The sequence below is a fragment of the Nostoc sp. genome (assembly GCF_036917635.1).
In the GTDB taxonomy this organism is placed as follows: Bacteria; Cyanobacteriota; Cyanobacteriia; order Cyanobacteriales; family Nostocaceae; genus Nostoc.
On record NZ_JBALCW010000012.1, the window covers coordinates 110,648 to 132,193 of the forward strand.

A 21,546-nucleotide genomic window follows, 5' to 3' on the forward strand; every position below is an offset into this window, starting at 1 on the left:
AGGCTACCACCAGAACACCAAGTCAATAAAATTTCTGTTCTTAATAGATATTGTATGAAGAGGGGAGCGATCGCCTAGATCGGTGTTCACGTCTTATAAAAGTCGTATTTTCCCGTAGTTGGGATTTCCCATTGGCAGTACAACGATGGTTGGCTCGTTTTGCGGGGAGCAACACAGAGTTACCATAATCACAGGTCGCCTAGTGGATGCTGAAAATGATTGACCCCTACGACTTTGAAGATGATAACTTTGATTTTGAAGATGAAGATTTCTTGAAAATAAAACCCATCAGCCAAATGACTGAAGGGGAAAAGCTACAGCGCTTTAAGCGGTTCTTCGACAGCAGCAGCCGTGCGATGTTGCAAGAGTGTCTATTTCGCATCGTCAATTACGAAGATGGTACGGGTACGTTAGAAATTCTTTGCCCTAATGAAGTCGTAAGACAACGCCTTTCCAAGAAAAAGCGCAAAATTACCAACAACATCAACACCTGCTGGAGCCATATTAGATGGTTTTCGCTATGTGTCCAGCAAGATAGTGAGTTGAATTGTCATAAGTTTACCCGTAATGGTGATTTGGTGACATCTTAATTGGGGAGTGGGGAGTGGGGGAGATGAGGGGGAGAAATGACAAATGGCAAATGACAAATGACTAATGACAAATGACTAAAAAACAGAAATTTCCTTACCTAGTTGGTTCTAAGTGGACGGCACAGCAAAAGGTTGATGGCTGGCGGCACTTTCAAGTAGTCAATCGGAAAAATCAGGCTAACTGGGTTTACGCCGAAATGGTTGCTGCTTGCGATCCGAAAGTCCGTTTTTGGATAAATGCCAAATTATTACAAGATAACTCCCAGTGGCAAGCTGGCTGGCAAACATTACAGGAAATCCACGGAGTTGAAAGTGAGGTGTCCTAATTAGCGTCGTTCCCAGTCTCTGGCTGGGAATGCCCATCAAAAGGGCTACCGCCTCCTAAATTTGGGAATTTAATAAATTTTTACAAAAGTAGAGTAACTTACTCTCAAGCAGCAATTAAATGGTTGTGACTATCGACTGAAAACTGGCAATTTATCTGCGATACCTTCGGTGAGCTACGGTAACGCAAATTCCACTAATATTTCAAGCATCTGGCTGCATATACCTCTCTTTACCCTTGACCCTGCGCCCCAATGCCTTGAAAACACGTTGTCCGACCATCAGCTAATTCTATAAAAAGCATTCAAAAAATACCATTTCAGCTTTTTTTATTTTGTAACTATTTTTATATAAATAATTAATAAAAACTGTTTATTTATGCTTTTTAGAGCTAATAAAGCCTTTAAGACTCATAAAAGCCCAGATAAATACAATTGCAACTTCATTCATCACATAAGACCGTTTTCCAAATTAAGAGCCACTTTCTTTTCTAGGTAATTTGCCCAATAATGACATCAACAGACCTCACGCATCGCCATCTCAGGAAAGGTGAAGGCAAATGTTTGAGCCACAAGTTTGACAAAAAGCTATAAGAGGCAAATAAAAGTGAAACTAGCAGTCTACGGAAAAGGTGGTATCGGTAAATCCACAACTAGCTGTAATATATCGGTCGCCCTAGCGAAACGTGGCAAGAAAGTGCTGCAAATTGGTTGCGACCCCAAACATGACAGTACCTTTACCCTGACTGGGTTTTTGATTCCGACAATTATCGACACTCTCCAAGAAAAGGACTATCACTACGAAGATGTCTGGCCCGAAGATGTAATTTATAAAGGCTACGGCGGTGTAGATTGCGTAGAAGCTGGTGGTCCACCTGCGGGTGCTGGGTGCGGTGGATACGTAGTCGGCGAAACCGTAAAATTACTTAAGGAACTCAACGCCTTTGATGAATACGATGTAATTCTCTTTGACGTTCTGGGTGACGTAGTTTGCGGTGGTTTTGCAGCACCACTAAACTATGCAGATTACTGCCTGATCGTTACAGACAACGGCTTTGATGCTTTGTTTGCGGCTAATCGGATTGCGGCTTCAGTCCGGGAAAAAGCCCGAACTCACCCACTGCGTCTAGCTGGGTTAATTGGCAACCGCACCTCCAAGCGCGACTTGATTGAAAAATATATAGAAGCAGTGCCAATGCCAGTTCTAGAAGTTTTACCTTTAATTGAAGATATCCGTGTTTCCCGTGTAAAAGGTAAGACTTTGTTTGAGATGGCAGAGCAAGATCCTTCCCTAGACTACGTTTGCGACTACTATCTCAACATCGCTGACCAAATTCTGGCACGTCCAGAAGGTGTTGTGCCTAATGACACACCAGACCGTGAGTTGTTCTCTTTGTTATCTGATTTTTATCTAAATCCGGGTAAACCCCAGGTTCCTAATTCAGAAGAGGAACTAGACTTGATGATTGTATAAATCATCAAGTTCTCAGGATGGGGGACAATAACATGGCATTCTTTCATAGCTTTACAGGTTCATTAAAGCAAAAGTGGTTGCAATTTTTCCAGAACAATCGGGACTGGATCACGCTGCACATGCAAGTGGAATCGGTGTACACACCTGATGGCGGGAAGCGACCACCTTCTTACCTCATCCTGGGAGTAGTTAACGCCCTAGAGCCAAAACTAGCGCAGTTAATGTTGCCCTTTGCCAAACTCAATCCTGATGCTGATACCCTGATTGAAGTGCTGGATTTGCATTTTGACCCAGATTTCGCTCTCGGTAATCGCTTCGTCAACCCAGAAATAGAGAGATTCGTAGAAGAAGCAGCAGCTGTCATTGACGAAAAGCCTGAAGACGAAACTTTGACACATTCTCATATAAATGGCTTTACGGCGGTGGCGGTAGTTCAAGAAATCACAATGGTGGATTCTAAGGAGCAAAGCTTAGAAATCAGCGAGTTAGAGGAAATTGAAGACGCCTTTGGTGATGTTTCTTTATTCAACGGACACGACTCAAAAGAAGAGTCTCTCAAAACCTCTAGTTTAGAAGCAGATGAGTTTGGGGACATGGGCTTCGGTACAACAGATGCAATGGAAATAAAGCTGGATGAAGACGAGGCGCTTGAAGATAGTTCACTAGATGAGAATGCGTTTAAAGACGTGTTGTCAGATGTCTGGATTGATGAAACCGCTTTGCAAAAAGCTGAAGAAAGTAACGATTTTTTGGGGGAAGAACTGCCAGCAGGCGTTTTTGATGAATCAGAAATTGCCCGTCTCTTCCCCAATGCTTAATTACTAAGTTAGGAGTTAAGAAAAGTTAGAAGTTAAAAAAAGTTAGGAGTTAGGAGTTAGGAGTTAGGAATAAAAACTCATAACTCATAATTCATAACTCATAATTCATAACTCATAACTTAATTGCTCCTAACTTGAAAAATCAAGGGGAGAAAAAACCAAAATGACTATCGCTCAACAACCAGAAGCTTTAAGCTTTGAATGTGAAACTGGAAATTACCATACCTTTTGCCCAATTAGCTGCGTGGCGTGGTTATACCAAAAAATTGAAGATAGCTTCTTTTTGGTGATTGGAACAAAAACTTGTGGCTACTTCCTGCAAAACGCGATGGGGGTGATGATTTTTGCTGAACCCCGCTATGCAATGGCAGAGTTGGAAGAGGGGGATATTTCGGCACAACTGAATGATTATGAAGAGTTAAAGCGGTTGTGCTTGCAAATTAAACGCGATCGCAATCCTAGTGTAATTGTCTGGATTGGCACTTGCACCACCGAAATTATCAAAACAGATTTGGAAGGTTTAGCACCAAAGCTAGAATCTGAAATCGGGATTCCCATCGTTGTAGCACGGGCAAATGGTCTAGATTACGCCTTCACCCAAGGGGAAGACACCGTATTAGCTGCTATGGCTAACCGTTGTCCTGATAAGGCTCCGGTGGCGGAAACAGAGAAAATTGAACGAAATGCGATCGCTAAATTGCTAAACTTCGGTAAAAAGAAAGAAGATGTCGCCCAAGATGAATCTGAATACGTGGATCATCCACCCTTAGTTCTCTTTGGCTCCCTTCCCGACCCCGTGGTTACTCAGTTAACCTTGGAACTGAAGAAACAAGGCATCAAAGTTTCCGGCTGGCTACCCGCCAAGCGCTTTACAGAATTGCCAGTATTAGAAGAAGGGTATTATGTCGCTGGTGTCAACCCCTTCCTCAGCCGCACTGCTACTACCTTAATGCGCCGCCGCAAGTGTAAACTCATTGGCGCACCCTTCCCCATTGGCCCCGATGGTACCCGCGCTTGGATTGAGAAAATCTGCTCGGTGTTTGGGATTACTCCCAAGGGTTTGGATGAACGGGAAGCACAAATTTGGGCAGGTTTGGAAGATTACGTGAAACTGATTCGCGGTAAGTCTGTATTCTTCATGGGTGATAACTTGCTGGAAATTTCCCAAGCACGATTCTTAATCCGTTGTGGGATGACTGTTCACGAAATCGGCATTCCTTACATGGATAAGCGCTATCAAGCTGCTGAGTTGGCGCTGTTGGAGAAAACTTGTCAGGAGATGAATTCACCCCTGCCAAGGATTGTGGAGAAGCCGGATAATTACAATCAACTTCAGCGAATTTATGCGTTGAAACCAGATTTGGTAATTACTGGTATGGCTCACGCTAACCCGTTGGAAGCACGCGGTATTAATACTAAGTGGTCTGTGGAGTTCACTTTTGCTCAAATTCACGGCTTTACGAATGCGCGTGACATGTTAGAGTTGGTGACTCGTCCGCTACGTCGGAATAATAATTTGAAAGATTTGGGTTGGGATAAGTTGGTGAGAGAAGAAGCGAAGATTTAGATTTGGATTTGGATTGAACAACAGCAAATGATTAAGGCGAACTTTTTGGGTTTGCCTTTTTTTTACGAACCACTCCAGGTGCAGTATTTCGACTTCTCTGCGAGACGCTCCGCGTAGCTTGCTTCCCCGGAGGGGTACGCTCAATAACCGAACGCAGAGGAAGAACGCCTAAAAATATTAAGATCGGGTGGGTATGGCTGAATAGACAGGATAATTGAGGAGGTAATCTGATGCCTGAGATTTGTCGTTTTTTAGGGATTATCATTACCATGTACTATAACGACCATCCGCCTCCTCATTTCCATGTCCGCTACAATCAGCAAAAGGCAATTATTGATATAGAAACCTTATCAATTTTAGAAGGCAAACTCACTCCTGGAGTTCTTGGTTTAGTGATTGAATGGGCAGCTATGCACCAATCAGAACTGAGAGAAAACTGGCAACTGGCAAGAGAAAATAATCCCTTAGAAAAAATTCAACCATTAGAGTGAATTATGCTTAAAGACATTATAGAAGTTATTCCTCACGATAATTATCAACTATATTTGAAGTTTGAAGATGGAAAGGAAGGTATTGTTAATGTTAACCAATTAATCGAATTTACAGGAATTTTTGCACCTTTAAAAGATTTCAACTATTTTAAAAGTGTTAAAATTAACGCTGAATGGGGAACAATTCACTGGGAGAATGGCGCAGATTTAGACCCAGATGTTCTTTATTCTGTGGTTACTAACCAATCTATTCCTACATATAAAAATCTTGAAGAATATGAAAAAAGTTGGAGTTAAAACAGAAGTTATACCAGAAATCGGTGATTTGTTAAAGCCTAGTAAATTTTTTTCAGCAACTAAATTAGATGATGTAGCAGGTTGCTTAAAATATCAGGGAAAACCTAAAACTTTTGAGGATATGGATAATTTGACACTCCCCGCTCTAAAGAGACGAGGATTCTTGGCTCAATGACCCGCCTTGCTGTTGCAGGTTTTCACCAACGACAGTAGAGGGCAAGTCTCCCCAAGCGTTGCCAGTGTCTAGCACTGAGCTTCCTGTGTGTCCCACAGTAGCCAATCCTGAGTTAAGGATGTTTATACCAGCGTTATGGTCGCGATCCAATCTACAGCCACATCGACAAACATGGGTGCGAGTAGACAAGGACTTCTTCACAATTACGCCACAGCTAGAGCATTCTTGGGACGTATAGGCAGGGTTAACCGCAATAGTTATCCGTTTAAATACCTTACCAAAATACTCTAGCCAAACTCGGAATTGATACCATCCAGCGTCATTAATTGATTTAGCCAGACAATGATTTTTAACCATGTTCTTAATCCGCAAATCTTCATAGACTACGACATCGTTAGATGCCATTACGCATGTTGCCAATTTAATGGCAAAATCTTTACGCTGTCTACTTATTTTGAGGTGAACTCGTCCTAATTTAACTCTAGCTTTACGTCTATTACTAGAGCCTTTGACCTTGCGAGAAACAAGTCTTTGCGACAGTTTCATCTTTTGTTCGCCAGTTCGATAGAACCGAGGATTTTCAACTTTGTTGCCCAGCGAATCAGTGTAGAAATGATTCAAGCCAACATCTAAACCAATGGTTCGATGCGTCGGTTCGATTATTTCTTCTCTGTCCGCTTGGATACAAAATTGAACGTAGTAGCCGTCGACGCGTTTAACCAATCTCACTCGCTTAATCTGGTCTGGCTGATAGAAATTTAGGTCACGAGTGCCTTTCATTTTTAATCTACCAATTCCTTTCTTATCAGTGAAGGTGATTGATTTACGATCGTCTGCAAGCTTCCATCCAGTGGTTTTATATTCAGCGGAACGGTTATCTTTCTGGAACTTAGGGAAACCTTTGAGTCCACCTACTTTTTTCTTGCAGTTGTCATAAAACCTAGAGATCGCAGCCCAAGCACGTTCAGCGGCGGACTGACGCGCCATCGAATTAAGTTCGTTAGCAAACGGAAACTCAGCCGCTAGAATCGCACATTGTTTACTCAAGTCGTACTTGCTGACATAAGGATTATCCAGCCAAAAGCGGATACATTTATTCCGAATGAACTGCACAGTCCGAATCGCATCGTCAATCGCGGCGAACTGGATAGGTTTTGCGTATGCTTTGAACTCAAAAACTAGCATCGGATCTATTAGTCTTACGCTGACTTTTATAGCTTAAATCATGGAAACATTCAAGGAATTTCATTGGTTAAAAGGCGGTAGGTGGCTAAAGCCACTCGTGTCGTCTTTCATCCCTGCTCTGAAGAGACAGGGCTTTCAGACTTCCCGCCATCTTCTGGTAATTCGCCAAGGTGTAGAGGAATCGTAGCGTTTTTAAACGCAGAGGGACGCGGAGTAAGCGCAGAGGAGCGCAGAGTCTTGCTAGATTTAATTCGCTACGAATGAATGAAATGCTGTATTTAGTTCATATCGAAGGCTGTAACTCTAGAGGTTTGGATGGAATTATATACATTAATTCTGCGCCGTCTGGTTTAATTTCTGTAGACGGAGTTAATTTAAGCCAGTCATGAAAGCTGATTCCTAGTTGGGATATTGCTTGTACTTCTGTTTGATATGCTTCAAAACGGCGATTGGTTTCAATCATAGATTCCATTACTTCAAATGCTTGGGGAAGACGTTTGTAAGCTTCTTTTTCAAATCTTCCTGTGAATGGAGTAGGATTTGCTCCGAATATGCTCCATTCAATTTCACCACGATCTACAATTGCTGTTGGTATTGACTCTAACCATTTATCAGGATCTTTAGCTATTTTAAACAGATTCTTACGCTGAAGCTCAAACACAGCATTTTCATCCAAAGCTGGATCAATCCATTGATAAATTCTGGTCAGTCTTCGCAAATCAATCTGATCTTTTAACTGAGGATGTAAGTATGCTGCGGGGTTAGAGGTTAGCAGAATCTCAACATATTTATGAATACGAGAACGGATAACTTTAGCTCCTTCTTCAAAGCGGCGACGTGCTGTATCATGTTCCTCTAATTCTAAATAACAACGTGCTTCAGCTAGGTAGGCTAAAGATAAAGTCAGCAAATACTCATCAGCAATTTGACTTTTTTGCTCAATTTCGATATCAGCAAATTCAGTATAAATATGCTCTGCTTCTAAAAAACGATTAATAGCTTGCAAAGCGCTGCTTCTACGATTTTCAGGTTTGGTCATCGTAAAGGCATTAACTGCTAATTCAATTGCAGCACGAAAATTTGCATAGAAACTAAGGTCGATTTTGCGGTTGACTTTGTTCAATAGTTTTTCTACTTGTTTTAGGCGTTTTTCTAGCTCATTGAGACGCTGTGCTATTACAGCAAAACCTATAACTGAGACGCCAAGATTAAGTATGCTAGCAGCAGTAGTTACTTGCAAAATTCCTTGAGTTAATTGCAGATTCTGCCCAATTTCCCCTAACTGATTTTCAATCCCATCTAAACGTCCATTGACATCGGCGAAGCCTTTTCCAGAAATAGCCGCATTAGCGACTGTTCCAATCAGATTTACCCCTGAAACAGCTATGTTACCTAAACTTGTTTGTTCAACTCCACCGAAGCGTCCACTAACATCAGCTAATCCTTGTCTTGTAGCAGCAGCATTTGCCCCAGAAGCAACAAGATTTGCACCGGAGAAAACAAGGTTGAGTAAATTGTTAGGGGAAGAACTTAGTCCTGGAATTGGAGAGTTATTGGGTTCCCTTAACCAGGTAACAATATGTTTACTTGTTGCGTCTATAATTACACCCCCAACCCTTACGAAAGTGCCATCTGTCAGTCCTTTGGCAATCCAACTAGCAAGTGTAAAAGTTACTGTCAATGGTATAGTCATAATCTTCTCTTGATTGCTAAAATATCTACACTTGACTAAGTATTCCCACATTGATGTGTTGTCTAACAATTCGGCTAATACTAATGTGAGTTCTATTCTGTCTAATAGCGATGTCTACCACGGGCTATTCGGCGTCGCTATTTTTAACCAGAAGATGCAGAGCGATCGCACATACAAGCGTTGAACGCGGCTTGAAACCCTTTCTCAATTAATAAATCGCAGATGAGAGAGCGATCGCTCAAATCTGATCTCAGTCAGATACAGTTAGAATATGGTAATAAAGATGCGAGTAAATAAAAATTATGCTTAGTGGAATTAAGCAAAAGGCTATTGTCGGAAAAGATGGCAAGATAGAATTGTCCACAACTGAATTACCAGAAGGAACTGTTGTAGAAGTTATTGTGCTAATTGAAACACCAAACGAAGAAGATGAAACTACCTATCTTCTGAAATCAGAAACTAACAAAAAACATCTACTCACAGCTTTAGAAAACGTAGAAGCAGGAGACTTAGTTTATATTGATTTAGATGAATATGAAAAAAGTTGCCTTTGAACCAGAAGCTTTTGAACAATTAGGTCAGTGGGCAACAGAAGACAAAAAAATCTTTAAAAAAATATTAGAACTGATTAGAGATATACAAAGAGATCCTTTTTCAGGGATAGGGAAGCCAGAACCATTAAAATATGAATTACAAGGTTACTGGTCAAGGCGGATTACAGATGAACATAGATTAGTTTACAAAGTGGAAGAAGATTTGTTGATTATTTTGACTTGCAAATATCATTATGAGCAATAAAGTTTATTCAGGTGGGGATATTTTTTTAGTTAAGGCGATCGCACTTTTTAACCAGAAGATGCAGAGCGATCGCAGATACAATCATAAGTAAAAGGTAAACTTGTAGAAAATGCCTGAAATTGACCGCGCTATCACTGAACTAGCTATCGAGTCATTACCAAATGAGAAGGTTTTAGGTCTGTGCGATATGCAGATGGAAACTCAGCAGCAAGAGGTTTTCAGTGACTTGCTAGCGCGTTACCGAGAGGGACAGCTTAATGATGCAGAAGTTCCTCAACTAGATGAACTAATGCAAGTCTACCGACGTGGCTTAATAAGTAAAGCAAGAGCCTTAAAAGTGGCTGTTGAACGTGGCTTGAAACCAGCCCTCAATTAATAATAATGGCCTGCTTTTATATTTCTGTAGAACAGAGGATTGAACGAACCGCAGATGAGAGAGCGATCGCAATTTTTAATAAATTCAACTAACTAACAGCAAAATCTGTATATTTACGCACAGAGGGTAACTGAAAACCTAAAACAATATCCTCTTTCGGGATACCTAATTCAACCAATTCATTAGCAATTCCTACCTCCGTGCCATCTTGCTGAATCCAGATTTTCTCGTTAATAATATCTAAATGGAGAACAGGCCCATATATGCGGTCTTGATCGCGCCAACCTACATAAACTAATTGATAATGATCGTGTTCTGTATCAAAAATTGTCTGTGCTTGAATACGATTATCCCAAACTATACTGGCGTGTTGTTGAAGCAAATTCTTAATATATTGTCGATATTCGTCTAGCTTTGCCATTCTGCGAGTGCCTCCTGTTCAATATTATAAATTAGTAAACAGACTTGATTAGTTTTAATTACAGATTGGATAAATGGAAGTATAAAAAATTCAAAGAGGGTCGTCATTTCTCAACAGATATTCCTGACAACTTGCAGAAATTCCCTTAGTACAGGTTTCATATCTTCCTCCCGCCACACTACAGCCGTTTCTACTAATGGTGTTTTCTCCTCTACAGCACGATAGACTACACCAGTCCTCTGAAGATTTTGTAATGAAGACGGCGCGATCGCAATCCCCATTCCAGCTGAAACCAATCCGATAATTGTCTGCATCTGAATCGCTTCTTGAGTCACTTTTGGGCTGAAATTTCCTTGCTGGCAAAGACTCACGATTTGGTCGTAAAGTCCGGGGCCTAAATGGCGAGGGAACATGATAAAGTTTTCGTTTACTAGCGATCGCACTGAAATATTTCCTTGTTCAGCTAAGGGATGAGTTTCTAACATCGCCACAATTAGAGCTTCTCGCTGAATGCACTCTTGATTTAGTGTATTATCTTCTAACGGTGGATGGGCAAAGCCTACATGGATACGACGTTCTTGTAGCGCTTGCTCTTGTTGAGTTGTGGTTAATTCGTTCAAAATCAACTCTACTTCTGGAAACTGTTCTCGAAACCGTCGCAAAATTACAGGAAGCAAATCGTAAGTTACCAAACTGGTAAAGCCAATTCGCAGTAGTCCCTTTTCACCTCTTCCTGTTTTTTGGGTTAGCTCAATTGCCTTTTGCAATTGAGCTAAAAGTTGATAAGCTTCTTGCAAAAATACTTGTCCAGCTTCCGTTAGTTGCACCTGTCGCTTAGTTTTACGCTGAAACAGTTCTACCCCCAATTGCGCCTCTAATTGCTGAATTTGCTGACTTAAGGGGGGTTGAGCAATGTGCAATCGTTCGGCGGCTCTACTGAAGTGCAGTTCTTCAGCGACAGCAATAAAGTAGCGCAGATGTCGCAATTCCATTTTTTTGATATTTTATAAGTCTTAATTATTTATAAATATATATTGGACATCTCAAAATTATCTACCTATGATACTCATACAGATATCTTAGGGAGTCAAAGCTATGCCGGAAAGGTATACTCCAGGCTATTCGAGCAATGCAATGAATTTTATGGCAAGTCGCAGCATAGATACTCATGCTGCGTTTTTCAAGCCTTATTTACGTCTAGGGATGAATTTACTAGATTGTGGTTGTGGCCCTGGTTCGATCGCTTTGGGTTTAGCAAAAGCGATCGCACCAGGTACGCTTACTGGTATTGATCGAGAAGCCTCTCAAATTCGCATAGCTGCTGAAAGTGCTTTCACCCAAGGTGTCAGTAATGCTAATTTTCTGGAGGGAAATATATATGCTCTACCCTTCCCAGATAACTCATTTGATGCAATCTTCTCCCATGCACTGTTTGAACATCTCCAAGAACCGGCGCAGGCGTTGCGCGAACTGTGGCGAGTTTTGAAACCAGGGGGAATTGTTGGGCTTCGTAGTCCTGACTGGGGCGGGTTTCTAATTGCACCGTCTACACCAGAACTGGAAAAAGCATTTTCTTATTACAAGTGGCTCCAGCAGCAGAATTGTGGTAATCCTTATGTAGGTAGAGAGTTACGCGGTTTGGTACGCGAAAGTGGCTTTACTAATATCAAAGCTTCGGCTTCTTATCAATGTTATGAGCCGTTGAGTGAAGCTACAGAATATTTGGCGCTGCTAATTGAGGCTTCTGCAAAGGTGGATGGAACTGTAGAGAAAGGTTGGACTGATGAGCGATCGCTTACAGCAATGAGTCGTGCTTTACAAGAATGGAGTCAGCACCCAGATGGATTTTTTGCTCAAGCTTGGTGTGAAGTTGTGGGATGGAAACGTTAGATTAATCCAAGATTTTCTAGAGAATTTGTGGCAAAACTTGCGTGTTATTTCTTCTTTTGGGTTGCTGACTCGACGACGGAACCACTATCCATTAAAAATACTATCCCAACGATTTCTAGTTGCTGGTGCTGCTGGAGTACTGCGTGGAGTGCTGGGTATACTTGCTGTTTGTCCTTACTCTCCACCACAAGCAGCGATCGCACCTCTAGTTTTTGCGATCGCTAGAATTAAAACTGAGTTACGCATGAACTTCATAACTTACTAGATAATCAAAAATATATTGCTCACTACAATCATTCAGTGAAAACAATTTCTTGCTTATAATATAAAACTTTACCAGCCTCTGTGCTATATTTATTCGCTTTTAAAAACGGTAATTTAAGCTTTTACTTGTATTTTAAAAAGCATTAGATGCTATGTATAAATTATCTAAACTTGGCTTTAGCTTTCAATTTTGATTTAAAATACTGCCACCATACTTGATTTAGTAATACATCCATTCAACCTAGAAGAAAATATTAAAAATTTAGCGAGTTAGTACTATATCCTTCACTGGCTAATATTTGAAAAATAGTGATTTTTGCTTCTTTAATAATGAACAAGAGTCCTTCATAAAATATCATTCACAGCGCCGAACGATCATCTATTTTTCTTATCTTCAATGCCCAATGCCCCATTCCCAATACCCTAATTGCATACTTCTATGTAATCAGAAGTAGCCACCCCAACCTAAACAACTACCCCTAGCAGGTTAAACTAGGTCTGGTAACAACTGCTCCACGTTCCTTATGAGGCTTTTATGGGAGCTAACCTCAAACAGATTGCCAACTATTTAGACAACCTTGGTTGGGACTACCGTTTTGATGATGAAGAAGACCGGATTATAACAGGCGTGGAGGCTGATAACCTAGAAGATTTTCTAATAGTTGTCCAGTTGGATGAAGAGGGAAAATTTTTCCGGGTATTTGCCCCTCAAGTCTTGGCAGGAATTCAAGACCATCCTCACAAGGGAGTTATCCTACAGACAATGCTTGCCATTTCCTGGGAAACCAAAATGTTGCAATGGGAGTATGACCCATCCGATGGCGAAATCCGTGCCATTATTGAGTTTCCTTTAGAAGACTCGATTCTCACAGAAAAACAATTTCACCGTTGTCTGAGTGGGTTAATTCAGATTGTGGATGGCATAGCAATACCTCGCCTGAAAGAAGTGATGGCAACAGGTTTTGATCCGGGGAATATAGAACTTGGTGAAAGACTCTTACTCAGTATCCAAGAAGAAGCCCCAGGATTGCTAGATTTACTCGAAAAGGCAATGGAAGCGCGAAAAAAGCGAGGAAGTTTTAAGGGCGAGTGAGACGGATCATCACTTAAATCGCTATACTCCAAAGTGATACCCTCACTATATACTGAAATTTTCTGGGGCTGGATATTATGACATCCTATGCAACCTCCTCTGCTAAAGCGGAAATGAGTGAACTACGGCGGTTGAAAGGCTTATTACCGCCAGAATTACAGAGCTGGGTTACGGTTGAAGGCACAACTGAGGTCAATCCACCCCTGGTTCGTTGCGAAGAAATTGGTAAAGACCAGGTAGAAATTCAAATTGACTTGGTGAAATGGGATTCCCTCGCAATGGATCAGCGTAATCTGCTGTTCTGGCATGAAGTTGCTCGCGTTCAAAATGACACGATTCCTAAAGATGGTTGGGAAATGGCAGCACTAGCCATCGGTTTAGGTGGTGCTGTAGGCGAATTGTGGGTACAAGATGGATTGCTTCTGGTGTTAGCTTTGTCGCTGTGTGGCGTGTCAGGCTGGCGACTGTATCAAAAGAATAGTGGCGAAAAGCAACTAAAAGAATTGCTCAATGCTGATGAGAAAGCGATCGCTTTGGCAACTCGTTTTGGTTATAGCCTCCCCAATGCCTACAAGAGTCTTGGTAGCGCCTTAAAAACCCTGATTGACAATACTCCTAGTAAGCGCCAACGGTCGAAATACGAAGCAAGACTCTCTGCCCTCAAGCGCAGTGCTAATAAGGCAAAAGCTAAATCCAAAACTCCAGATGAAGATGGGTTGTAATTAGTTAGGAGTTAGGAGTTAGGAGTTAGGAGTTTGGAGTGAAATCGAAACTTAAAACTCCTCGTTCCTCACTCTTGACTCTGCCTCTGAGGGGGAATGGCTACTGAGGGGCTGCTGCCGCTAATCAGGCAAACAGCAGCCCAATCACGATTTCATAGAATCTTGCTTTTTTCTTGACTACATCTTTATCAAACTCAAATTTTACAGAAATTTTTACAGTTGGTTCAGCATTTTATGCGTCTGAGGGATCACACGCACATGCTTGAGAAAGCCCTTCATCAAAGCTTGCCACGTCAAAACTTGCTCGGCCGTAGGGGCAAGCACAGCTAAAGGTGAGAATTGTTCAGATACTGCTAAAGGCGTAACAGGTTGTAAAAATACTGAGATATCTGGACTAACTTCTGCCACCAACAAAGCTGAACGTTCCAACTCCGCTGGATCTGTGTTTTGAGACACAATTATCTTGACAAAAACATTTAAATATGAGTCATGACATAATTGGAGAAATTTAGCATGTTCTTGCCAATGACTTTCGCCGCTAACACTGGGCAATTTTAAATCCATACCTACAGAGTCTAAGTAAGGGAGAATCATTGCCAGTTGTTCTGGGCGATGTCCGCCAGTTTCTAAGTATATAGGTAGACCAGTTATGGCTCGTACTTCGGGTAGAAACTGGGTTAAAAATGGGGCATGAAGAAGTGGTTCGCCTCCAGTTAAGCTAATGCTATCGTGTAGAGAAGGTACATTTTGTCGTTCCACCCATTCAGTTAGTATGGTTAGAGAGACAGGGTTAGAGTGGATTTCAAAGTCGCGCAATCCAGGCGATCGCTCTATCCGACAACTAGCAGGTGCATTCCAAGTGTGGGCACTATCACAAAATTGACAGCGCAAATCACACAAAGCAAAACGAATAAATATCTGACGTGTCCCTACATTTAGTCCTTCCCCTTGAATGGCAGAAAAGATTTCAATCAGGCGTGCGGTAGGTGTAACCGTATTTTTAGCAATCATTTAATGAGAGCAACGCGATCGCGCTGCGTCGGCACAACAACAAGGATCTTTTTTGGCTTCTTGTTCTATTGTGAATCGTCGCTAGCGATCTCCAATCTCAGCCCCGGTAAATCGCAATTAGTCCTTATTACTACTGATTCCAATATTAGGTTAAGTAATTTTGTAGGACAAAGTAATGTTTGGCAGATTACATTATACATGGCAACGAAAGTGCAGAGCTTCATGACTAGCCAACCGACAGAGGTCGATTTTCCAGTTAATTCCCTAAATGACATGGCTATAGTCCAGATGCCTAAGCGGTTGAGTGTGCTGGAGGCCTTAGGCTTTAAGCAAACCTGCCAAAGCTTAATCCAGCCAAATTCACATCCTAAGCAAATCATTATTGACTTTCACCAAACTACTTTTATGGATAGTAGTGGTTTAGGTGCCCTGGTTAGTAATTTCAAATACGCCCAGACTCAAGGGATTACATTAACACTGCGGAATGTAACACCTCAAATAATGGCAGTCCTAAAACTCACGGGATTGGATCAGGTTTTTCCCTTAGAACTTGTAGATGATGCGCCGCTAATCAAGCAGGAAGACTTAGTAGATAATCGAAAGACAACTTCCCGGAAAGTAGAGCAGTTACCCACTACTCACCCTTCTATGGCATCTTGGATGAAACGGTTGTTAGATATTGTAGGGTCTGCGATCGGTTTATTAATTACAGGATTTTTATTTATTCCGATTGCGATCGCTATTCAAATTAATGATCCCGGTCCCATTTTCTTTATTCAAATTCGTTGTGGTTGGATGGGAAAACAGTTTAAAATTTGGAAATTCCGCTCTATGTGTGTGGATGCGGAAGCGAAAAAATCTCAAGTTAAAAATCAAGTGCAAGGTGCTTTTTTCAAGAATGAGAATGACCCCAGAATTACCAAGGTAGGGCGCTTTTTACGGCGAACTAGTCTTGATGAATTACCCCAATTTTGGAACGTCCTCAAAGGCGAGATGAGTTTAGTAGGCACTCGACCACCCACACCCGATGAAGTGGAACGTTATGAAGTACCGGAGTGGCAACGTTTAGATGTTAAACCCGGTATGACTGGCGAATGGCAAGTAAATGGGCGTTCTACAGTTCGTAGTTTTGAAGATGTAATTCGCCTAGATTTGCAGTATCAAAAAAATTGGAGTTTAATGTACGATTTAAAGCTAATTTTCAAAACTATAGCTATTCTGTTTAACAGAAACAGTGGTGCTGTTTAGCTAATTATCCTTATTCACAATTTTTTGGAAACTCCCAATCACAATAATTGTTAGATACACCCAAGCCTAAATTAGGCTTGGGTGTATTTTAGGTTGACCTACAGCAGTAGACAACTGTCAGCCAATTTTAGATTTTAAATTTTAGATTGCAATACAGTTCAGTTAAGTATTTCTTTATTTCTTTATTTCTATTGCGTTCTTCTCTAACGAGACGCTGCGCGAATGCGGTTCTTTTAAAAAATTGGCTTTGAAAAAAAGTTTAAATTTTGGATTTTGAATCATTCAATCCAAAATCCAAAATCTAAAATCTAAAATTTGGTAATCCTCTGTATAAGATTATCCTACTGCCTCTTGAACACCAGCTACTTCAACCTGCTGCGCTTCTGGCAACAAACGCTTCACGCTTTGCTTAACAAATCCCTGCAAAAAACCAATCTGCTGATTTTGCCCAAATACCTTTTGCAAAGTTTGCCGCAAATTCTCCAAATTTAAACCAGTCCCAGAATCTATCGCTATTTCCTGCTGTTGGAAATACTCAACTAGACTTAACCCTGCTACTCTGGTCAGATAAGCTGCACTTACTCCCTGCACTACGCCACCAGCAACAAAGGTAACAACATTACTTTTCAGAACAGTACTAATAGCATTCGTAGAAAGTTCAACTAAACCTAGTTTCAGCATCAAACTTCCCATTGTTCCAGCTACAATTTGCGCCTGTTCTAGGGAAAATTTCTGCTGATAGATATTACCCAAATCCATTACCATCTGAGCATTAATTGCCGCAGTTGCTAGGATATCAAGCGCTGGGACTGGATTAGCAAAGGCAGCAGCAGCAGCTATCCATTGATATTGTTCAATAATTGGGGTAGCGCGATCGCGTCTAGTTGCATTTAGCCAGTTTTTCGCCTCAGCTTTCAACAACCCGGCTTTTCTGATGGTTGTTAACCAAACTAGCCGTTGTCCCTGCTGTGCCAAAACTTCACCCAATTGCCCCCTCAACTGCTGGATATTTGGTGCTGGTTGTTCCATCCACTCTTCTACAGAACCATCAGCCTCATGCTTTCTGACTTTGATGGGGATGGGAGAGGCGGCTGTTGCAATTACATTTAAGAGCATTCGCTGTTTCAATGACAGCAAGATGCTGGCGCTTTCATCGGCTAAATACTGGTCTTGTTTATTGAAAACCAGGATTGTGGGCTGATTTGCTGCTTTTAGCTGCTGTAAGGCTTGAAATTCTGAGTCTGTCAAATCACCGTTTGTTAAGAACAGAACAAAATCAGATTTTGCCACTTCGCCTAAAACAGCTGCATCTGAATTGTCAACCGCTTCTCTAAATAAAGGTGCTGTTTCTTCTAAAGACACCAAGTTTGGTGTCTCGACATTTTCCTTTAGCACTTTAATTAAAGTGCTTTTACCCACGGATTTACCGCCAGTCACAGCAACTTTAATATCTTGTCTGTCTAACTCCAACAACAATTGGGCAACTTGTTCTCTGAGTGTCTCTAATGCTGTGTGGTTTTCTGCTTCTTGTGCCAGTTGGTTAATTACAGTTTCAGTTTTAGCGATCGCACTTTCTCCAGTCGCCCGATCAACTACCATACTATCTAGCTGCTCTAAACTGTCTTTCGGGCGATTTTTTTGGAATAACCACAAACCACCGCCTACAGCTAAGGCACTCAACAAACCAAACTCACCCACCTGTACTATAGAATCGTGCCAACTCTCTAACATCCACAGAGATAAGGAGAGTCCCAACCCTCCCACTAAAATTGGTCGCTGCAATTTCACAACCATGATTCTTTGCGCCTTTTCGATGGCTATTTCTTCCAGAATAGATTAAAATCCTGCTTCTGGGAATTGAACAGGCGATCAAACACAACTTTCTTTACCTACAGATGCCTGTAAAATTAATTTAAAAACCTCACGATAATAAGTAGGTTAACTTAATTCAACATAATTAAAATTTATCGTTTATTTTTTTGATAGCATGATAACCGTGTCATCATGCTAGTTATGATAGTATCGTTTAAGGACAAAGCAACTGAAGATATTTTTGATGATAATGACTCAAAGGAAGCCCGAAAAAAGTGTCCGATAAATTGTTGGTAAGTTGCACAGAGAAAATTAGATCAACTCAATGCAGCGTTTTCTTTGGATGATATGAAAGTTCCTCCAGGTAATAGGTTAGAAGCTTTAAAAGGCGAACGCAAGGGTCAGCATAGCATTCGGATTAATGACCAATACCGGATTTGCTTTAAATGGACACCCGAAGGAGCATCAGAAGTTGAAATAGTAGACTACCATTAGGATTTAGTAACAGATGAGAGTTCCAAAGCATAGACCCCCCTCGCATCCCGGCGAAATATTACTCAAAGATTTTTTAGAGTCAATGGAAATATCACAACGAGAACTTGCAGATGCAATTTACGTTCCTTATCAGCGAATTAATGAGATTGTAAATAAAAAGCGGGGTATCACGCCTAGTACAGCAGTACGGTTAGCAAAATTTTTTGGGAATAGTTCAGAGTTCTGGTTAAATCTCCAACAGAACTGGGAACTCTACCATGTTCTAAAGGAAGAAGAATCGGAATTAAAAACTATTGCACAATTTAAAAGTTCTGAAGCAAAAGTTTGAGGTAGGGTAGTGTCAGCATTTGGAGAACGAATGAAAGCAATTAAAGTGATGGCAATCGGCATAAAACAAAACCCTGGAATCTTTTAAGAAAACAGGGTTTTGTTTTATAATTTATTTGGTGGCGGGAAGTGGATTTGAACCACTGACCTTCGGGTTATGAGCCCGACGAGCTACCAGGCTGCTCTATCCCGCGTCGCTCTTGACTTTTTTATCATAACCTATAGTCAAGAGTTTGGCAACTACAAAAATGATAATTCTCCAATTACTTCTAAACGCTTGTATTTTCCCAAGGTGACAAACTTTTCTGAAAGGCTTTCGGCGGCGCTGGGACTAATCCAACCCATTTGCTGGAGTAAGTGAATAGCCACGGCGTATTTTGCTCGTTTTGCCCCATCCATGACTTTGATTGCCAATCCCAAGCCTTCACCGAGTCTACCAATGCATTGCACTCCTTCTGCACCAGTTTTGCTGACCAGTTCTCCTGGAGTTAAGCGCATGAGTTCGGTATCAAATTCTCCATCTCCTGCTACCATAGCGGGGTGATGAGTCATCGCCCGGACAATGCGCTCCATATCCAAGTTCGTACTAGAGGCTAACAGTGCATATAAAGATGCCATGTGACCGAGTTGCATCAGATAAGTCGGTGCGCCACAGTCATCATGAGCGCTAATAAATTCTGCTGCTGGCATTCGCAGCAATTCTGCTACTTTGCCCAAAATCAACTGCTGTATTGGGTGCTTGCGATCCAAGTAGTTATTCAAGGGCCAATGGCGTTGCTGACAAACTGCTAACATTCCGGCATGTTTACCAGAGCAATTGTATTCCAGAGGACTGTGCTTATCTTCAGGAATTGGACATTGGAGTACAGTCGGGTCAATATCAGCCCGCCAAAGAATGTTAAATACTTGTCGGACTTGATCTATTCTTCCTTTGTGGGAACTTGTGATAATTGCTAAATCGCGATCGCTAAGATCATAGCGTTCCAGTGTACCTGTAGTAGTGACTGCGAGTGCCTGAAATGGTTTGAGCGCTGAACGGATAAATGCAGCAGTTTCAGAATTTCCGGCGACGGTTAAAACCCGTCCTCGTTCGTCGCATACAACAGCTTGGACTATATGCCTGGATTCAATAATACCTTCCCGCAGCAACCGGACTTCCAGTGCTGTGGCTTGAGTTCGTTTTCCCATTGTCATGGGTTTATATTTATTACCTTTTTTAATTATTAGTCATTGGTCATTGGTAATTAGTCCTTAGCTAATGACTAATGACCAATGACTCTTTAAAACAAATGCCAAACTATAGTACCAGTAACGTACATTCCCGCCAAGGCAGCGAAGGTAAATTGTAACCGCCGCAAAATGGGTTTGATTTCGTATGAGACAATTAAGCGATCGCGGTTGAGGATTTCCTGTGGTTTTGTCCAAGTTTGACCGTCGTACCAACCGGATTCTTCATAAAATACTGTAGGACTGCAAAGGCGATCGCACACGTAGAACCAGCCTAAGTACAACCTTACCAGTGCCAGCACTACCCCAACACTCGCGGCGGCCGCACCACAGAGGAGAAAATGTGCAATATACTTGTGAGGGGGAAAACTTGCTGCTGCCACAGGCCCAGCTAAGAGCCAAGATAAACCCCAAATCCAAGCTATTTTCGTGATATACTCGCGCAAATCTAAAGTGCTATCACGAAACAGCCAGGATTTTTTTAACTCTTGGTACTCATTAAGCGGTTGTTGCTCTGTAGGAACTGGGCAATTTGAAACTGAAGACCTAATCATGTTGGCTTACCCTCACCCTCATCAGATTCTGGAAGGGAAATTCGCTCTGCATGAATCCAGAACGCTTCTAAATTATAAAACTCCCGTTCCTTGGGCATCATAATGTGAACGATCACATCACCGTAGTCTTGTAGTACCCAACTTCCCTCGACTTTTCCTTCTGTCCTTATGGGACGCCGTTGTAACTCAGTTTCGACTTTTCCTTCAATTGCTTGAGCGATCGCCCTTACTTGTACCCTAGAATAGCCAGTCATCATCACAAAGTAATCAGCCAGGTAAGATACCTCTGCTACTTTGAGCAATATAATCTCACCTGCTTTGCGGTCTGATCCAGCCTCTGCGATCGTTGCAGCTAATTTTCCGCTCGCCTCTTCGGTTTGCGCGTGGATCTTTGCCACACTCTTCGTCAGTGGGACAGATTGTAATGGGAAATTTCCTTGGAAATAATCAGTCATTAAACCTCATGTGCTTTCTTTTGAAACAATTGTTTACATTTACTTACAAATCACAAACAATTGATCTGAAAATGTGTCAATAGGTTTTTTTGAATACTAACAAAAAAACGGGTGTCTATGGGGCTAGTTTGATAATTGACTGCTTAGATTTAGACATGAGCAATCAGCAGTTGCGGATGGCTCATCTGAACTACCCCATCCCTTCAGGCAGGGGGTAGTTCAGCGCAATTCCTCTAATGC

General features: G+C 41.6%; 27 protein-coding genes, 1 tRNA gene and 1 pseudogene. 19 read left to right on the forward strand and 10 right to left on the reverse strand.

The window, feature by feature from the left end; translation table 11 throughout:
• Positions 1–215: 215 nt before the first annotated feature.
• The 8 genes from V7K32_RS03020 (at position 216) to V7K32_RS03055 (ending at position 5,735) form a co-directional block, all read left to right on the forward strand.
• Positions 216–590: a hypothetical protein gene (locus V7K32_RS03020; protein WP_334990210.1), complete on the forward strand. Its 375-nt coding sequence runs from the start codon at positions 216–218 to the stop codon at positions 588–590.
• Between the two features lie 71 nt (positions 591–661).
• On the forward strand, positions 662–916 hold the full coding sequence (locus V7K32_RS03025) for a TIGR02450 family Trp-rich protein (protein ID WP_334883809.1): 255 nt from the start codon (positions 662–664) through the stop codon (positions 914–916).
• Positions 917–1,520: 604 nt separating this feature from the next.
• A complete protein-coding gene (gene bchL, locus V7K32_RS03030; protein WP_012410753.1) occupies positions 1,521–2,387 on the forward strand; it encodes a ferredoxin:protochlorophyllide reductase (ATP-dependent) iron-sulfur ATP-binding protein in 867 nt (288 codons plus the stop codon).
• A 32-nt stretch (positions 2,388–2,419) separates the two neighbouring features.
• On the forward strand, positions 2,420–3,205 hold the full coding sequence (locus tag V7K32_RS03035; protein WP_334990212.1) for a DUF5331 domain-containing protein: 786 nt from the start codon (positions 2,420–2,422) through the stop codon (positions 3,203–3,205).
• A 163-nt stretch (positions 3,206–3,368) separates the two neighbouring features.
• A complete protein-coding gene (locus tag V7K32_RS03040; protein WP_334990214.1) occupies positions 3,369–4,772 on the forward strand; it encodes a ferredoxin:protochlorophyllide reductase (ATP-dependent) subunit N in 1,404 nt (467 codons plus the stop codon).
• A gap of 230 nt (positions 4,773–5,002) precedes the next feature.
• Positions 5,003–5,263, forward strand: coding sequence for a DUF4160 domain-containing protein (locus V7K32_RS03045; protein WP_334990216.1), 261 nt, complete (start codon positions 5,003–5,005; stop codon positions 5,261–5,263).
• Between the two features lie 3 nt (positions 5,264–5,266).
• Positions 5,267–5,560: a DUF2442 domain-containing protein gene (locus tag V7K32_RS03050; RefSeq protein WP_334990218.1), complete on the forward strand. Its 294-nt coding sequence runs from the start codon at positions 5,267–5,269 to the stop codon at positions 5,558–5,560.
• Positions 5,541–5,735: a hypothetical protein gene (locus tag V7K32_RS03055; protein ID WP_334990220.1), complete on the forward strand. Its 195-nt coding sequence runs from the start codon at positions 5,541–5,543 to the stop codon at positions 5,733–5,735. Before V7K32_RS03050 ends, V7K32_RS03055 begins: the two co-directional genes overlap by 20 nt.
• Here the strand turns inward: V7K32_RS03055 and V7K32_RS03060 are convergent.
• Positions 5,706–6,920 (reverse strand): RNA-guided endonuclease InsQ/TnpB family protein, encoded by a 1,215-nt coding sequence (locus tag V7K32_RS03060; RefSeq protein ID WP_334990222.1) that lies wholly within the window; start codon positions 6,918–6,920, stop codon positions 5,706–5,708. The two genes, V7K32_RS03055 and V7K32_RS03060, sit on opposite strands and share 30 nt — an antisense overlap.
• A gap of 283 nt (positions 6,921–7,203) precedes the next feature.
• A complete protein-coding gene (locus V7K32_RS03065) occupies positions 7,204–8,613 on the reverse strand; it encodes a hypothetical protein (RefSeq protein ID WP_334990224.1) in 1,410 nt (469 codons plus the stop codon).
• Between the two features lie 31 nt (positions 8,614–8,644).
• On the opposite strand from V7K32_RS03065, the gene V7K32_RS03070 reads away from it, so the two are divergent.
• From V7K32_RS03070 to V7K32_RS03085, 4 genes are all read left to right on the forward strand, one after another.
• On the forward strand, positions 8,645–8,797 hold the full coding sequence (locus V7K32_RS03070; protein WP_334990226.1) for a hypothetical protein: 153 nt from the start codon (positions 8,645–8,647) through the stop codon (positions 8,795–8,797).
• 118 nt (positions 8,798–8,915) lie between these two features.
• Positions 8,916–9,167, forward strand: coding sequence for a hypothetical protein (locus V7K32_RS03075; RefSeq protein ID WP_334990228.1), 252 nt, complete (start codon positions 8,916–8,918; stop codon positions 9,165–9,167).
• Positions 9,148–9,411 carry a Txe/YoeB family addiction module toxin gene (locus V7K32_RS03080; protein WP_334990230.1) on the forward strand — a complete coding sequence of 88 codons (264 nt, stop codon included), beginning with the start codon at positions 9,148–9,150 and terminating at the stop codon, positions 9,409–9,411. Before V7K32_RS03075 ends, V7K32_RS03080 begins: the two co-directional genes overlap by 20 nt.
• A 109-nt stretch (positions 9,412–9,520) precedes the next feature.
• Positions 9,521–9,787: a hypothetical protein gene (locus tag V7K32_RS03085; protein ID WP_334990232.1), complete on the forward strand. Its 267-nt coding sequence runs from the start codon at positions 9,521–9,523 to the stop codon at positions 9,785–9,787.
• Positions 9,788–9,875: 88 nt separating this feature from the next.
• On the opposite strand, the gene V7K32_RS03090 is transcribed toward V7K32_RS03085, so the two are convergent.
• Both V7K32_RS03090 and V7K32_RS03095 read right to left on the reverse strand, forming a co-directional pair.
• Positions 9,876–10,208 carry a XisI protein gene (locus tag V7K32_RS03090; protein WP_334990234.1) on the reverse strand — a complete coding sequence of 111 codons (333 nt, stop codon included), beginning with the start codon at positions 10,206–10,208 and terminating at the stop codon, positions 9,876–9,878.
• Positions 10,209–10,318: 110 nt separating this feature from the next.
• Complete coding sequence (locus V7K32_RS03095; RefSeq protein WP_334990236.1) at positions 10,319–11,200, reverse strand: LysR family transcriptional regulator; 882 nt, start codon at positions 11,198–11,200, stop codon at positions 10,319–10,321.
• 151 nt (positions 11,201–11,351) lie between these two features.
• Between V7K32_RS03095 and V7K32_RS03100 the strand changes: the two genes are divergently transcribed.
• The 4 genes from V7K32_RS03100 to V7K32_RS03115 all read left to right on the forward strand — a co-directional run bounded on the left by V7K32_RS03100 (position 11,352) and on the right by V7K32_RS03115 (position 14,177).
• Positions 11,352–12,098 carry a methyltransferase domain-containing protein gene (locus tag V7K32_RS03100; protein WP_334990238.1) on the forward strand — a complete coding sequence of 249 codons (747 nt, stop codon included), beginning with the start codon at positions 11,352–11,354 and terminating at the stop codon, positions 12,096–12,098.
• Entirely contained in the window at positions 12,049–12,363 is a 315-nt protein-coding gene (locus V7K32_RS03105; RefSeq protein WP_334990240.1) for a hypothetical protein, read from the forward strand. The genes V7K32_RS03100 and V7K32_RS03105 overlap by 50 nt, the downstream gene beginning before the upstream one ends.
• Positions 12,364–12,897: 534 nt before the next feature.
• Positions 12,898–13,455: a hypothetical protein gene (locus V7K32_RS03110; RefSeq protein ID WP_334990242.1), complete on the forward strand. Its 558-nt coding sequence runs from the start codon at positions 12,898–12,900 to the stop codon at positions 13,453–13,455.
• 77 nt (positions 13,456–13,532) lie between these two features.
• The gene (locus V7K32_RS03115) at positions 13,533–14,177 is read left to right on the forward strand and encodes a DUF3318 domain-containing protein (protein ID WP_334990244.1); all 645 of its coding nucleotides are present in this window, start codon (positions 13,533–13,535) and stop codon (positions 14,175–14,177) included.
• Positions 14,178–14,390: 213 nt separating this feature from the next.
• Here the strand turns inward: V7K32_RS03115 and V7K32_RS03120 are convergent, their stop codons facing one another.
• Complete coding sequence (locus tag V7K32_RS03120; RefSeq protein WP_334990246.1) at positions 14,391–15,188, reverse strand: 7-carboxy-7-deazaguanine synthase QueE; 798 nt, start codon at positions 15,186–15,188, stop codon at positions 14,391–14,393.
• Positions 15,189–15,386: 198 nt separating this feature from the next.
• Between V7K32_RS03120 and V7K32_RS03125 the strand changes: the two genes are divergently transcribed.
• On the forward strand, positions 15,387–16,436 hold the full coding sequence (locus V7K32_RS03125) for an anti-sigma factor antagonist (protein ID WP_334990248.1): 1,050 nt from the start codon (positions 15,387–15,389) through the stop codon (positions 16,434–16,436).
• A 336-nt stretch (positions 16,437–16,772) separates the two neighbouring features.
• On the opposite strand, the gene V7K32_RS03130 is transcribed toward V7K32_RS03125, so the two are convergent.
• Positions 16,773–18,230, reverse strand: coding sequence for a YcjF family protein (locus V7K32_RS03130; protein WP_334990250.1), 1,458 nt, complete (start codon positions 18,228–18,230; stop codon positions 16,773–16,775).
• Between the two features lie 333 nt (positions 18,231–18,563).
• Here V7K32_RS03130 and V7K32_RS03135 point away from each other — a divergent pair.
• Positions 18,564–18,743 (forward strand): annotated as a pseudogene (locus tag V7K32_RS03135) (type II toxin-antitoxin system RelE/ParE family toxin); the annotation flags it as partial.
• 13 nt (positions 18,744–18,756) lie between these two features.
• Positions 18,757–19,071 (forward strand): HigA family addiction module antitoxin, encoded by a 315-nt coding sequence (locus V7K32_RS03140; protein WP_334990253.1) that lies wholly within the window; start codon positions 18,757–18,759, stop codon positions 19,069–19,071.
• Between the two features lie 116 nt (positions 19,072–19,187).
• Here V7K32_RS03140 and V7K32_RS03145 read toward each other — a convergent pair.
• The 4 genes from V7K32_RS03145 to rsfS form a co-directional block, all read right to left on the reverse strand.
• Positions 19,188–19,264, reverse strand: a tRNA-Met gene (locus tag V7K32_RS03145).
• Between the two features lie 46 nt (positions 19,265–19,310).
• Positions 19,311–20,264: an asparaginase gene (locus tag V7K32_RS03150; protein WP_334990255.1), complete on the reverse strand. Its 954-nt coding sequence runs from the start codon at positions 20,262–20,264 to the stop codon at positions 19,311–19,313.
• Positions 20,265–20,350: 86 nt separating this feature from the next.
• Entirely contained in the window at positions 20,351–20,851 is a 501-nt protein-coding gene (locus V7K32_RS03155) for a CGLD27 family protein (protein WP_334990258.1), read from the reverse strand.
• Positions 20,848–21,306, reverse strand: a complete 459-nt coding sequence (gene rsfS, locus V7K32_RS03160; RefSeq protein WP_334990260.1) for a ribosome silencing factor — start codon at positions 21,304–21,306, stop codon at positions 20,848–20,850. The genes V7K32_RS03155 and rsfS overlap by 4 nt, the downstream gene beginning before the upstream one ends.
• Positions 21,307–21,546 lie beyond the last annotated feature (240 nt).